Origin of the sequence: Sphingomonas sp. S-NIH.Pt3_0716 (assembly GCF_003950715.1) — a bacterium.
Taxonomy (GTDB): domain Bacteria; phylum Pseudomonadota; class Alphaproteobacteria; order Sphingomonadales; family Sphingomonadaceae; genus Sphingobium; species Sphingobium yanoikuyae_A.
This window is the reverse complement of record NZ_QLJK01000006.1, coordinates 25547-38349: the sequence shown is the minus strand read 5'-3', so window position 1 is coordinate 38349 and position 12803 is coordinate 25547. Positions and strand designations below refer to the sequence as shown.

At 65.5% G+C, this 12803-nt stretch carries 13 protein-coding genes; 11 read left to right on the top strand and 2 right to left on the bottom strand.

The annotated features are described in order from the left end of the window. Positions 1–33: 33 nt before the first annotated feature. The 8 genes from BRX37_RS06175 (at position 34) to BRX37_RS06140 (ending at position 8343) form a co-directional block, all read left to right on the top strand. Positions 34–1662: an alpha-D-glucose phosphate-specific phosphoglucomutase gene (locus BRX37_RS06175; RefSeq protein ID WP_125985930.1), complete on the top strand. Its 1629-nt coding sequence runs from the start codon at positions 34–36 to the stop codon at positions 1660–1662. 66 nt (positions 1663–1728) lie between these two features. After that, positions 1729–2439, top strand: a complete 711-nt coding sequence (locus BRX37_RS06170) for a DUF2490 domain-containing protein (protein WP_125985929.1) — start codon at positions 1729–1731, stop codon at positions 2437–2439. A gap of 69 nt (positions 2440–2508) precedes the next feature. Next, complete coding sequence (gene ychF, locus BRX37_RS06165; protein ID WP_125985928.1) at positions 2509–3609, top strand: redox-regulated ATPase YchF; 1101 nt, start codon at positions 2509–2511, stop codon at positions 3607–3609. A gap of 4 nt (positions 3610–3613) precedes the next feature. Next, positions 3614–4141, top strand: coding sequence for a DNA-deoxyinosine glycosylase (locus tag BRX37_RS06160; RefSeq protein WP_125985927.1), 528 nt, complete (start codon positions 3614–3616; stop codon positions 4139–4141). Positions 4142–4215: 74 nt separating this feature from the next. Further along, a complete protein-coding gene (locus tag BRX37_RS06155) occupies positions 4216–5496 on the top strand; it encodes an alkaline phosphatase family protein (protein ID WP_125986043.1) in 1281 nt (426 codons plus the stop codon). A 45-nt stretch (positions 5497–5541) separates the two neighbouring features. Next, positions 5542–7092, top strand: a complete 1551-nt coding sequence (locus BRX37_RS06150; protein WP_125985926.1) for an alkaline phosphatase D family protein — start codon at positions 5542–5544, stop codon at positions 7090–7092. Positions 7093–7151: 59 nt separating this feature from the next. Then, complete coding sequence (locus BRX37_RS06145; protein WP_125985925.1) at positions 7152–7616, top strand: MaoC family dehydratase; 465 nt, start codon at positions 7152–7154, stop codon at positions 7614–7616. Positions 7617–7716: 100 nt separating this feature from the next. Continuing rightward, complete coding sequence (locus BRX37_RS06140; protein WP_125985924.1) at positions 7717–8343, top strand: LysE family translocator; 627 nt, start codon at positions 7717–7719, stop codon at positions 8341–8343. Between the two features lie 13 nt (positions 8344–8356). On the opposite strand, the gene BRX37_RS06135 is transcribed toward BRX37_RS06140, so the two are convergent. After that, positions 8357–9010, bottom strand: a complete 654-nt coding sequence (locus tag BRX37_RS06135; RefSeq protein WP_125985923.1) for an MOSC domain-containing protein — start codon at positions 9008–9010, stop codon at positions 8357–8359. A 74-nt stretch (positions 9011–9084) separates the two neighbouring features. Further along, on the bottom strand, positions 9085–9303 hold the full coding sequence (locus BRX37_RS06130; protein WP_125985922.1) for a hypervirulence associated TUDOR domain-containing protein: 219 nt from the start codon (positions 9301–9303) through the stop codon (positions 9085–9087). A gap of 123 nt (positions 9304–9426) precedes the next feature. Here BRX37_RS06130 and BRX37_RS06125 point away from each other — a divergent pair, with 123 nt between their 5' ends. From BRX37_RS06125 to BRX37_RS06115, 3 genes are read left to right on the top strand one after another with little or no spacing between them, the layout of a single operon-like run. After that, on the top strand, positions 9427–10605 hold the full coding sequence (locus tag BRX37_RS06125; protein WP_010337830.1) for a glycosyltransferase family 4 protein: 1179 nt from the start codon (positions 9427–9429) through the stop codon (positions 10603–10605). Positions 10606–10633: 28 nt separating this feature from the next. Next, positions 10634–11947: a replication-associated recombination protein A gene (locus BRX37_RS06120; RefSeq protein ID WP_017499524.1), complete on the top strand. Its 1314-nt coding sequence runs from the start codon at positions 10634–10636 to the stop codon at positions 11945–11947. Continuing rightward, positions 11944–12801 carry a hypothetical protein gene (locus tag BRX37_RS06115; protein WP_125985921.1) on the top strand — a complete coding sequence of 286 codons (858 nt, stop codon included), beginning with the start codon at positions 11944–11946 and terminating at the stop codon, positions 12799–12801. Before BRX37_RS06120 ends, BRX37_RS06115 begins: the two co-directional genes overlap by 4 nt. The last annotated feature ends 2 nt before the right edge of the window (positions 12802–12803 follow it).

The window sequence follows — 12803 nt, the reverse complement described above, 5'->3', positions numbered from 1 at the left end:
GTAACGACTTATTAGGCAAAGCAGGGGACAGAGGTGATCCAGACCGTCGCGACCACGCCTTTCGACGACCAGAAGCCCGGCACATCGGGCCTGCGCAAGAAGGTTCGGGTCTTCCAGCAGCCCCATTATGCGGAAAATTTCATCCAGTCGGTGTTCGACAGCCTGGACGGCTATGCCGGCCAGACCTTGGTGATCGGCGGCGATGGCCGCTATCTCAACCGGGAAGTCATCCAGATCGCACTCAGGATGGCGGCGGCCAATGGCTTTGGCCGGGTGCTGGTCGGTCAGGGCGGTATCTTGTCGACCCCGGCCGCGTCGCACCTGATCCGATCGTCCGGCGCCTTTGGCGGGCTGGTGCTGTCGGCCAGCCATAATCCCGGCGGGCCGGACGAGGATTTCGGCATCAAATATAATGTGTCGAACGGCGGGCCAGCCCCCGAAAAGGTGACCGACGCGATCCACGCGCGGACCCTGACCATCGACAGCTATCGCATCCTCGATGCCGCCGACGTCGACATCGACACGCTCGGCACCAGCCAGCTCGGCGCCATGACCGTCGAAGTGGTCGATCCGGTCGCCGGCTATGCCGCGCTGATGGAAAGCCTGTTCGATTTCCCCGCGATCAGGGCGATGATCGCCGGTGGCTTCACCCTCGCCTTCGACTCGATGAGCGCGGTGACCGGCCCCTATGCGACCGAGATTTTCGAGAAGCGCCTGGGCGCGCCGGCCGGCACGGTGATGAACGGCACCCCCCTGCCCGATTTCGGCCATCATCATCCCGACCCCAATCTGGTCCATGCCAAGGCCCTCTATGACCGCATGATGGCCGCCGCCGCGCCCGACTTCGGCGCGGCGTCGGACGGCGACGGCGACCGCAACCTGATCATCGGCCGCCATTGCTATGTGACGCCATCGGACTCGCTCGCGGTGCTGGCCGCCAATGCCCATCTGGCGCCCGGCTATGCCGGTGGCCTCAAGGGCATTGCCCGGTCCATGCCGACCAGCGGCGCGGCCGACCGGGTGGCGCAGAAGCTGGGCATTCCGCTCTACGAGACGCCGACCGGCTGGAAATTCTTCGGCAATCTGCTCGACGCCGGCATGGCGACGATCTGCGGCGAGGAAAGCGCCGGCACCGGGTCTGACCATGTGCGCGAGAAGGACGGCATCTGGGCAGTGCTGCTGTGGCTCAATATCCTCGCCGCGCGCCAGCAGAGCGTGGCGGATATCATGGCCGATCATTGGGCAACCTATGGCCGCAACTATTATGCCCGCCATGACTATGAAGCGATCGCCAAGGACAAGGCCGATGCGCTGATGGCCGCGCTGCGCGACACGCTCGCCAGCCTGCCCGGCACTGGCAACAGCGGCGGCACGGTGAAGGCAGCGGACGATTTCGCCTATACTGACCCGACCGACCAGTCGGTGAGCCGGAACCAGGGCGTGCGCATATTGTTCGAGGATGGATCGCGCGTCGTCTTCCGCCTGTCGGGCACCGGCACCGAAGGGGCCACCTTGCGCGTCTATATCGAACGCTATGTCGGGCCGGACGGCGATCTGGCGCTCGCCACCGGCGATGCGTTGGCACCGCTGGTGGCGGCCGCACAGGAACTGGCCGACATCGCCGGCTATACCGGCATGGACCAGCCCAGCGTCATCACCTGAACCGGTTCACCATCGCTTACCACGCAGCAACGGGACAGCAATGACAGCAACCTAAAGGCGGTGGGAATGTCGCTTTCCACCGCCAGAGGTTTCATGCGTTTCCCGTCGCTTGCTGTCGCCCTATCCCTTGCCACCCTCGCCGTGCCCGCCCAGGCCGCGACGAGCGAGGATGAACAGCTCTGGGTCAATCTGACGGCGATGGGGTCGATCAAGGACGAGCTGGTCTATTTTGCGGAAATCCAGCCGCGCGTCGGCGACGGCGTGTCGCGCATCGACCAGGCGCTGTTCCGCGGCGCGCTGGGCGTCAAATTGTCGCGCGATATCACCCTCTATCAGGGTTACGCCCATGTCGTCGTCCCGATCGAGGGTGGCAAGGACGTCAATGAGGAACGCAGTTTCCAGCAACTGAGCTGGACGCTGGCGCGGCCCAAGGATGCCGAGATTTCCTCACGCACCCGGCTGGAGCAGCGCTGGCGTTCGAACGGCAGCGACATGGGCTGGCGCCTGCGCGAGATGCTGCGGGTGGAACATGCGCTCAAACCCGGCAGCGACGCGGTCAATGCGCTTGTCTATGGCGAGGTCTTCTTTGCCCTCAACGATACCGACTGGGGCGCCCGCAAAGGCTTTGACCAGTTGCGCAGCTTCGCCGGGGTGGAAATCGGCCTGCCGGGCGCATCGACCATGGAAGTCGGCTATCTCAACCAGCTGATCGACCAGGGCGGCAGCCGCCAGCGCGTCAACCATGTCGCATCGGTGACGCTGTTCTTCCGCCATTGACGCAAGGCTGGCCAATCCGCGCCGAAACCGCTATCGGCGCGGCATCATCTGAGACATGAAGGCAGTCAAATGGGTTTTCGTTGCGGTATCGTCGGGCTTCCCAATGTGGGCAAGTCCACCCTGTTCAATGCGCTGACCGAGACGCAGGCGGCGCAGGCGGCGAATTATCCCTTCTGCACGATCGAGCCCAATGAGGGCCGCGTCGCCGTGCCCGACGACCGGTTGCAGACCATCGCCAGGATCGGCGGCAGCGCCAAGATCATCGAAACCCAGCTTGCCTTCGTCGACATTGCCGGCCTGGTGCGCGGCGCGTCGAAGGGCGAAGGGCTGGGCAACCAGTTCCTGGCGAACATCCGCGAGACCGACGCCATCGTCCACGTCCTGCGCTGTTTCGAGGATGACGACATCACCCATGTCGAGGGCAAGGTCGATCCGATCGCCGACGCCGAAACCGTCGAGACCGAACTGATGCTCGCCGACCTCGAAAGCCTCGAAAAGCGCGTTCCCAACCTGCTCAAGAAGGGCGCGCAGGGCGACAAGGAGGCCAAGGCCGCCGCATCGGTGCTGGGCCAGACGCTGGAACTGCTGCGCGACGGCAAGCCCGCCCGCCTGACCCAGCCGCGCGACGAGGAAGAGGCTCGCCTGTTCGCCCAAGCTCAGCTTCTGACCGCCAAGCCGGTTCTCTATGTCTGCAATGTCGAGGAAAGCGCCGCGGCTGAGGGCAATGCATTTTCCGCCCGCGTGTTCGAGAAGGCAGCGGCCGAAAATGCCAGCGCGGTCATCGTGTCGGCCGCGATCGAGGCCGAACTCATCACCATGCCAGTCGAGGAACGCGGCGAATATCTCGAAGCGCTGGGCCTGACCGAAGCCGGCCTCGCCCGCATCATCCGCGCCGGCTATGAGCTGCTCGGCCTCATCACCTTCTTCACCGTCGGCCCCAAGGAGGCCCGCGCCTGGACCGTCGCTAAGGGCAGCAAGGCCCCGCAAGCCGCCGGCGCCATCCATTCGGATTTCGAGAAGGGCTTCATCCGCGCCGAAACCATGGCCTATGCCGACTATGTCCAGTTCAATGGCGAAGCCGGCGCCAAGGAAGCGGGCAAGTGGCGTTCGGAAGGCAAGGAATATGTGACGCAGGACGGCGACATCATGCTGTTCCGCTTCAACGTCTGATCCGATGGCGCTGCGCATCGGCCAGCGGCCTGCGCAGCGCAAGGCTGCCTTCCCGCCCAGCGTGGACGCGGGAACGCGGCTGCTGATCCTGGGCAGCCTGCCCGGCGACGCATCGATCAAGCAGGGCGAATATTACGCCCATCGCGGCAATGCCTTCTGGACGCTCGTCAGCGATTTACTGGGCGAGGATCTGCGCAGCGCACCCTATGCGATGAAGCTCAAGCGGCTGCGCGCACGGGGCGTCGGCCTGTGGGATGTGATCGAAAGCGCGGACCGCGACGGCAGCCTGGACAGCAGCATCCGGGGCGCGGAGCTGCGCGACCTCAGCGCCTTCCTGTCCCGCCTGCCCAATCTCCGCGCGATCGCCTTCAACGGCAAGACCGCCGCCCAGCATGGCCGCCGCCAATTGGGCGAAAGGTCCGATCTGGTGATGATCGACCTCCCCTCCTCCAGCGGCGCCTATGCCAGCCTTTCACGCGATGCCAAACGACAGGCCTGGAGCGCGCTGGCCCCCTATGTCGATCCGACATGAACCATTCGTCACTTTACCGACATGGTTGGACTGCTAAGCAGCGGTCAAATCTTCCTTTTTGCCATGAGGCCATGATGTCCGCCCGTCGCCTGTCGCTCGCATTTGCCCTGTCCGTTTCCACCTTGCTCGGCGCCTGCGCCCCGGTGCAGCAGCATCCAGCGAGCGTCGCCGCCGCCCCGGCCGAACAGCGCGCGCCGGTGACGATCCTGGTGTCGATCGACGGCTTCCGTCCCGACTATCTGACCCGCGGCGTCTCGCCCAATCTCAATGCACTGGCGGCCGGCGGCGCCGAAGCATCGATGCGCCCGTCCTTCCCGACCAAGACCTTTCCCAATCATTGGGCGATCGTGACCGGCGACCGGCCGGACCGCAGCGGCATCGTCGCCAATAATATGGAAGATGACAGCCGGCCCAAGGACAAGTTCACCATGGCCAGCGACGATCCATACTGGTGGAACGAGGCCGAGCCGATCTGGATCACCGCCGAAAAGCAGGGCGTGCGCACCGCGACCATGTTCTGGCCAGGCTCCAACGTCGCCTGGGGCGGCAACAAGGCCGCCGAGTGGCCCTACAAGATCAGCGGCGGATCGCGCCCGAGCGACTGGGCGCAGTTCAACGAAGCGATCAGCCCGACCCAGCGCGTCAACGGCGTGCTGGACGTGCTGCGCCGCCCGGCCGACATCCGCCCGCGCTTCGTCACCCTCTATTTCGATGAGGTCGATACCGCTGGGCATGTGAACGGACCGGCCGCACCGGAAACGACCCAGGCGGTCGCCGATGTCGATGCCCATATCGGTGACCTCCTCGCCGGCCTCAAGACGCTGGGCCAACCGGCCAATATCGTCATCGTGTCGGATCATGGCATGGCCGCCAAGGCGAATGACCGGGTGCTGCCGATCGACAAGATCGCCGACCCGGCCGACTATCGCGTGGTGGAGGCCGGCCCCTATGCCAGCCTGGTCGCCAATCCCGGCCACGAAAAGGCGCTGGAGGCCGCGCTGTTCAAGCCGCGCGACCATATGCAGTGCTGGCGCAAGAGCGAAATCCCGGCGCGCTTCCACTATGGCACCCATCGCCGCATCCCGCCCTATTTCTGCCTGGCCGAAACCGGCTGGGTGTTCCAGAACACGACGCCGACCAAGCCGGTCACCGGCGGCGACCATGGCTGGGACGACCGCGCCCCCGAAATGCAGGCTTTGTTCATCGCCAACGGCCCGGCCTTCGTCAGCGGCTTCCGTCCCTCGGCCGATTTCACCAATGTCGATGTCTATCCGCTGCTCGCCCGCCTGCTGGGCGTGACGCCGGTGGCGAGCGATGGCAATCCGGCGGTGCTGCAGGGGCTGGTCAAGCCCTGATCGGGCGACATGTCTTTGTCATAAAGCGGTTCTAGGCGGCGCGTCATGTTCACGCGCCGCTCGCTCCTCTCCGCCGCCGCCATCGCCCCGATCGCCGGCGCGCCGGCCATCCTCCACGCCCAGAGCTGGTTCGCCGGCTACCCCTTTGCACTGGGCGTAACATCGGGCGATCCGGCGCCCGACGGCTTCGTCATCTGGACCAAGCTGGCGCCGCGCCCGTTCGAGCCGCATGGCGGCATGCCGATGACGCCGATCCCGGTGAAATGGGAGGTCACGGCCGATGATCGCTTCAGGACCATCGTTGCCGGCGGCGAAGCGACCGCCCGGCCCGAACTGGGCCATAGCGTCCATGTCGAGGTGACCGGCCTTCAGCCCGACCGCCCCTATTGGTATCGCTTTGCGCTCGGCAATGACCAGTCGACGCGCGGCCGCGCCCGCACCCTGCCGCTGGCGTCGGCGAGTCCCAAGCTGCTGAAATTCGGCGTTGCGGGTTGCCAAAATTATCAGGACGGCCTGTTCACTGCCTTCCGCCATCTGGCGCGCGAGGACGATCTCGCCTTCATCTATCATTATGGCGACTTCATCTATGAATATAGCCAGCGCGGCCCGGACTATGACAAGAACGGCCTGCCCGGACCGCAGGTGCGCGACCATATCGGCCAGGATTGTTATGACCTTGCCGACTATCGCCTGCGCTACGCCCAATATCTGAGCGATTATGATCTGCAGGCGGCGCGTTGCCGCCATAGCTGGTTTCCGACCTTCGACGATCATGAGGTCGCCAACAACTGGGTCGGTGACATCGACGCCAAGGGCGCGCCGGCCGATGCCTTCCGCATGCGCCGCGCCGCCGGCATGCAGGCCTGGTATGAATATATGCCGGTCCGCGCGGCGATGGCGCCCCGCAGCGAGATGATCGGCACCATGTATCGCCAGGCGCGCTTCGGCGACCTGCTGTCGATCGACTTCCTCGACACCCGCACCTTCCGCACCGACCAGCCCTGCGGCGACAATTTCAAGCCGGCCTGCGCCGAAATGACCGCCACCCAGGCACAGGTCATTTCGGCCGAGGAGGAAGGCTGGCTGACCCGCAACCTTGCCCGCCGCGACGCCAAGTGGAACTGCCTGGCGCAGCAGGTGATGATGATGGCGCTCGACCGCCGCAACAGCGAAGATGCGACCGATCCCATCTACAATATGGACACCTGGGCCGGCTACAAGGTGCAGCGCCAGCGGCTGCTCGGCCGGATGAAGGGGTTGAACAATGTCGTGGTCCTGACCGGCGACGAGCATCAGAATTTCGCCGGCCTGCTGGATGACGGCACCAAGCCGGTGGCGGTGGAGTTCGTGTCGACCTCCATTTCCTCCGGCGGCGACGGATCGGACCTGCGGCCCGGCAGCGACACCATCCTGAAGAACAACCCGCAGCTCAAATTCATCAACGACCAGCGCGGCTATCTGACCTGCGAAGTGACGGCCGACTCCTGGACGACGCAGGCGATGGTGATGGATCAGGTATCGGCGCCGGGCGGCCAGATCCGCACACGCGCGACCATGACCGTTCCGCGCGGCACGCCGGGGCTGAGCATCAGCTGACAGTTGACGTAAACGGAAAGTCACCATACACCATGTCCGTTGCAATGGGAGACGGATAGATGGACGACATTCTCTATTTCGAGGATATCGAGATAGGCGACAGCTTCGCGTTCGGGCCGCTGACCCTGTCGCGCGAGGAAACGATCGCCTTTGCCGCGGAGTTCGATCCCCAGCCCTTCCATCTGTCCGACGAGGCTGCGGCTACCACCCATTTTCACACCCTCTCGGCCAGCGGCTGGCACACCACCGCCCTGTTCATGAAGATGTTCGTCGCCGAAATGCAGAAGCAACCCGGACGCCAGGCGGCCAGCCTGGGCGCGATGGGCGTCGATGAACTGCGCTGGCTGCGCCCGGTCCGCCCCGGCGACACGTTGCGCGGCACCAATGAGGTGATCGACAAGAAGATTTCGCAGAGCCGCCCGGAAATGGGCATCGTCCGCAACAAGGTGACGCTCTACAACCAGAAGGACGAACCCGTGCTGACCATGTGCCCGATCGCCATGTGGCGGACGCGGCCGGCCTGATCCGCCCTCGGCCGGATGGGGCCACTTCCACTATCCCGGACCTGTCGGTGCGGATCGCCTGCCATTAAGCAAAGGCGCATTCTCATCGGGGAGCCCAGCCATGCCCAGCGCCGCGCATCTTGCCGCCTTCGCCCTCATCTCGCTCGGCATGGTGCTGACGCCGGGTCCGAACATGATCTATCTGATCTCGCGCTCGATCAGCCAGGGGCGCGCCGCCGGCATGGTCTCGCTGCTCGGCGTCGCCTGCGGCTTCCTCTTCTACATGGTCGCTGCCGCCTTCGGCATCACCGCGCTGCTGATGGCGGTGCCCTTCGCCTATGATGTGCTGCGCCTGGGCGGCGCGCTCTATCTGCTGTGGCTCGCCTGGAATGCGGTGCGGCCCGGCGGCCGTTCGCCTTTCCAGGTGAAGCAATTGCCGCTCGTCGGCCCACGCAAGCTGTTCGCCATGGGGCTGCTCACCAACCTGCTCAACCCCAAGGTGGCGATGATCTATCTTTCGTTGCTGCCCCAGTTCGTCGATCCGGCGCGCGGCCATGTGCTGGGCCAGTCGCTGATCCTGGGCGCCACCCAGATCGTCATCAGCCTGTCGGTCAACGCGATCATCGCCTGCCTCGCCGGATCGATCGCCGGTTTCCTTGGCACCCGGCCGCGCTGGCTGACAATCCAGCGCTGGTTCATGGGCACGGTTCTGGGTGGCCTCGCCGTGCGGATGGCGGTGGAACGCTAGGCGACCTCAGCCGTCACGCCGCCAGCTTGCGCGCCCGTTCCCGCCAGGCTTCGGCCAGTTGCGGCATGTCGGCCAGCGCGCGCACCGCATCGGGATCGGCCTTGTGGCCGCCACCGATCAGCAGGCGAAACACCCGATCGATGCTCCAGTCGGGCAAGGGCCGCTCCAGCAATGTCATCTGTGTGCCGGCCTCCGCCTCACCTTCGCGGATTACCCGGAAATAGATGCCACAACGCGCAGTCTTGACGATCGTCGCCATCACGTCGCGGGCACCGAAACGATGGTCGAGCTTCCAGCAGGGCTGGCGGCCATGGCTCACCTCCACCACCGCACTGCCCAGGCTGAACCGATCGCCCAGGCAGATGTCGCTTTCGGTCATACCGCGGCTAGCGATATTCTCACCAAAGGCGCCGGGCGCGTCGAGCAGCGGATGATCCGGCTTGCGATCGCGCCACCAGCCATAATGGTCCTGCGGATAGAGATGGATCGCCTTGTCCCAACCGCCATGATGGACGGTATCGGCCACCCCGTCGCCCGCGAACCCCAGCCAGTTGATGCGGATCGGGCCGGCGACCGGCTGCTTGGCGATGGCGCTATGCTCGTTATCGCGAAAGGGCCGGGGCATGCCGATCAGCAGCGCATCGATGGTCATGAAAGGCTGGGTCATGCCGCTCCATGCCATGGTTGCAGCGCGATGACGATGGCCAGTTGCGGCCAGCTTGCCCCGTCCGCCCGCTAAGATCAGGCGACGCTCAGTTCCGATCCCAGCTTGAGCACCAGGTCGCCCTTGTCGGTATGGACCAGATAGGCGGGATCGCGCGGCGATCCGTTGCGACGGATCAGGGAGCCGGCGATCATCCGCTCCACATGTCGCTCGAACCGCTCGGCTATGCGTCCCCGGCCGACACCCTGCCCCCAATTCCACCTGACCCGTGTTCCCTTACGGAATCTCTCGGCCATCAGCAGACATCCTCTCCTTCGGGGGCAATCATGCCGGCCGGCTTTCCCGGTCAGCCTCAGCAAAATTCCCGAGACCCGCTCTGGTTCCTTGGGTTTTTCGCCGGTCTGGTCTAAGGGGCCGCGATGGATGTTACCGGACTTCGTGTCGCGCTGTTCAGCGGCAATTATAATTATGTGCGCGATGGCGCGAACCAGGCGCTCAATCGCTTCGTCGGCTATCTGCTGCGTCAGGGTGCGCAGGTGCGCGTCTATGCCCCGACCACCGATACACCCGCCTTCCCGCCGACCGGCGACCTGGTCAGCGCGCCGTCCATCCCCGTGCCCGGCCGCCCGGAATATCGCATCCCCACCCGCCTGTCGCGCGCGCTGCGCCGGGACCTAAAGGCGTTCGCGCCCAACATGATCCATCTGTCGAGCCCCGATCCGCTCGGCCATCGGGCACTGACCTGGGCGCGCGATCATGACCTGCCCGCCGTTGCTTCGGTCCACACCCGGTTCGAAACCTATCCGCGCTATTATGGCCTCGCCTTCCTGGAACCGGCGATCGAGGGCATTCTCCGCCGCTTCTACCGCCGCTGCGATGCGATCGTCGCCCCGTCGGAATCGATGGCCCAGTTGCTGCGCGAACAGCGGATGAGCTATGATGTCGGCATCTGGACCCGTGGCATCGACCGCGAGATATTCACCCCTCAGCGCCGCGATCTCGACTGGCGTCGATCGCTCGGCTTTGCCGACGATGTTCCGGTGATCGGCTTCATCGGCCGTCAGGTGATGGAAAAGGGGCTGGACGTCTTTTCCGACACGATCGACCAGCTGACCGCACGCAAGGTGCCGCACAAGGTGCTGGTGGTTGGCGAAGGGCCGGCCCGCGAATGGTTCCAGAACCGCTTGCCCGATGCCGTCTTCACCGGCTTCCAGGGCGGGGCCGACCTGGGCCGCGCCGTCGCCAGCATGGACATGCTGTTCAACCCGTCGGTCACCGAGACGTTCGGCAATGTCACGCTGGAGGCGATGGCCTGCCGCCTGCCGACCGTCGCCGCCCGCGCCACCGGCAGCGAAAACCTGGTGCAGGAAGGCGTCACCGGCCGGCTGATCCGCCCCGGCGCCATCGGCAAGTTCGCCGATGCGCTGCAAATCTACTGCACTGATGGTGCTGCCCGCGCCAGCGCAGGCGCCGCCGCCGAGGCGCAGGCTGAACATTTCGGCTGGGATCAGGTAAACCAGGCGCTGGTCGACACCTATTTGCGGATCATCCGCCAGCGCGCCCAGGGTGCCAAGATCCGTTCCAGCCCTGTTCCCTGATCGGGCCGGCCGACCTATATCGGGGACGATGGCTGATCTTTTCTCTTCCGACGATGTCCTTCCCGCCGGTATCGACCATGCCCCGCTGGCTGATCGGTTGCGTCCGGCCGTGCTGGCCGATGTGGTCGGCCAGGAGCATCTGACCGGCCCGGACGGCGCGATCGGCCGGATGGTGGCCGCCGGCCGCCTGTCCTCGATCCTCTTCTGGGGACCGCCCGGCACTGGCAAGACCACGATATCGCGGCTGCTCGCCGACGCCGTCGGCATGCGGTTCGAGCCCATCTCGGCCGTCTTTTCCGGTGTCGCCGACCTCAAGAAGGTGTTCGCCGCCGCAAAGGACCATGGCCGGCGCGGCGAAAAGACCTTGCTCTTCGTGGACGAGATCCACCGTTTCAACCGCGCCCAGCAGGACAGTTTCCTGCCTTTCGTCGAGGATGGCACGGTCACGCTGGTCGGCGCCACGACGGAAAACCCGAGCTTCGAACTGAACGCCGCGCTCCTGTCCCGCGCGCAGGTGCTGATCCTGCGCCGGCTCGATGCCGCCGCGCTCGAACAATTGCTGGACCGGGCCGAAGCGCTGATCGGCCGCCCGTTGCCGTTGGATATGGCCGCGCGTGAAGCGCTGCTGGCCAGCGCGGACGGCGACGGCCGCTTCCTGCTCAACCAGGTCGAAACGCTCTATTCGATCGACATTCCCGCGCCGCTCGACCCGGCCGGCCTCTCCGCCCTGCTCCACCGCCGCGTCGCGGTCTATGACAAGGATCGCGAGGGCCATTACAACCTCATCTCCGCCCTGCACAAATCGCTGCGCGGCTCCGATCCGCAGGCGGCGCTCTATTATCTTGCCCGCATGCTGACCGCTGGCGAGGAACCGCTCTATGTGCTGCGCCGGCTCGTCCGCTTCGCGACCGAGGATATCGGCCTCGCCGACCCGCAGGCAGTGGTCCAGTGCCTTGCCGCCAAGGATGCCTATGAATTTCTCGGCTCGCCCGAAGGCGAACTGGCGATCGTTCAGGCCTGCATCTATTGCGCCACCGCGCCCAAGTCGAACGCCGGCTATATGGCGATGAAGACGGCCTTCCGCACCGCGCGCGAAACCGGGTCCCTGATGCCGCCGATGAACATCGTCAATGCCCCGACCAAGCTGATGAAGCAGGTCGGCTATGGCAAGAATTACCAATATGACCATGATGCCGAGGGCGGTTTTTCCGGCGCCAATTACTGGCCGGAGGAGATGAGCCCGCAGACCTTCTACACGCCGACGGAGCGTGGGTTCGAGGCGCGGATCGCCGAGCGCATTGCCTATTGGAACAAGCTGCGCGCCGAACGCGGCGCGGCGTGACGCCCCGGTTCGCGCGCTTCGCCGCGATCGACTGGTCGGGCGCCAAGGGCGCGCGGCATAAGGGGATAGCGGTCGCCATCTGTGGCGTCGGTCAGGATGCGCCGGAACTGGTCGAGGCGCCGGACGGCATCTGGTCGCGCCAGGCGGTCGCCGACTGGCTGATCGCAACAGCGCGCGAGGCACCGACCCTGTTCGGCTTCGACTTCAGCTTCGCGCCGCCCTTCGTCACACGCGGCGCCTATCTGCCCGGCGACCCGACGCCCACGAACGGGCCCGCTTTCTGGGCCTATGTCGATGCGGTCTGCGACGATCCCGATCTGGGCGCCGCCAGCCTGCTGGAAACCACTCATCGTCGCCATTTCTATTTCGGTAAGGCCGACGGAATGAAGGCCGGCTTCCTGCACAATCGCGCCTGCGAAGCCCATTATAATGCCGGAGGCGGCGGCAAGCCCTCGACCATCTATGACGCGATCGGCGCGGCGCAGGTGGCCAAGGCCAGCTTTGCCGGCATGCGCCTGCTCCACCATGTCCGCCCGCATGTGCCGGTCTGGCCGTTCGATCCGCTGCCCGCCACCGGATCGCTGGTCGTCGAAATCTATACCAGCATTGCCGCGCGCGCCGCCGGGCGGCCCAAGGGCCGGACCAAGATGCGCGATCTCGCCGCCCTCAACGACGCGCTGGCCATGTTCGCAACCGCCCCATACGCCAGCCCGATCACCGCCGACCATCAGGCCGATGCCTTGCTGACCGCCGCCTGGATGCGCGAAAGGGCCGAAAATCCCGCACTTTGGACACCTTTGCCCCTGACCGACGAAATTGCGCGCACAGAGGGCTGGACGTTCGGCGTCGTCTGATA

What these genes read in the sequence shown, in the direction of transcription:
- BRX37_RS06170 (WP_125985929.1), top strand. Translation starts at nt 1,729, where the DNA reads ATGTCGCTTTCCACCGCCAGAGGTTTCATGCGTTTCCCGTCGCTTGCT.
- BRX37_RS06120 (WP_017499524.1), top strand. Translation starts at nt 10,634, where the DNA reads ATGGCTGATCTTTTCTCTTCCGACGATGTCCTTCCCGCCGGTATCGAC.
- BRX37_RS06135 (WP_125985923.1), bottom strand. Translation starts at nt 9,010, where the DNA reads ATGACCCAGCCTTTCATGACCATCGATGCGCTGCTGATCGGCATGCCC.
- BRX37_RS06150 (WP_125985926.1), top strand. Translation starts at nt 5,542, where the DNA reads ATGTTCACGCGCCGCTCGCTCCTCTCCGCCGCCGCCATCGCCCCGATC.
- BRX37_RS06155 (WP_125986043.1), top strand. Translation starts at nt 4,216, where the DNA reads ATGTCCGCCCGTCGCCTGTCGCTCGCATTTGCCCTGTCCGTTTCCACC.
- BRX37_RS06160 (WP_125985927.1), top strand. Translation starts at nt 3,614, where the DNA reads ATGGCGCTGCGCATCGGCCAGCGGCCTGCGCAGCGCAAGGCTGCCTTC.
- BRX37_RS06125 (WP_010337830.1), top strand. Translation starts at nt 9,427, where the DNA reads ATGGATGTTACCGGACTTCGTGTCGCGCTGTTCAGCGGCAATTATAAT.
- BRX37_RS06145 (WP_125985925.1), top strand. Translation starts at nt 7,152, where the DNA reads ATGGACGACATTCTCTATTTCGAGGATATCGAGATAGGCGACAGCTTC.
- ychF (WP_125985928.1), top strand. Translation starts at nt 2,509, where the DNA reads ATGGGTTTTCGTTGCGGTATCGTCGGGCTTCCCAATGTGGGCAAGTCC.
- BRX37_RS06140 (WP_125985924.1), top strand. Translation starts at nt 7,717, where the DNA reads ATGCCCAGCGCCGCGCATCTTGCCGCCTTCGCCCTCATCTCGCTCGGC.
- BRX37_RS06130 (WP_125985922.1), bottom strand. Translation starts at nt 9,303, where the DNA reads ATGGCCGAGAGATTCCGTAAGGGAACACGGGTCAGGTGGAATTGGGGG.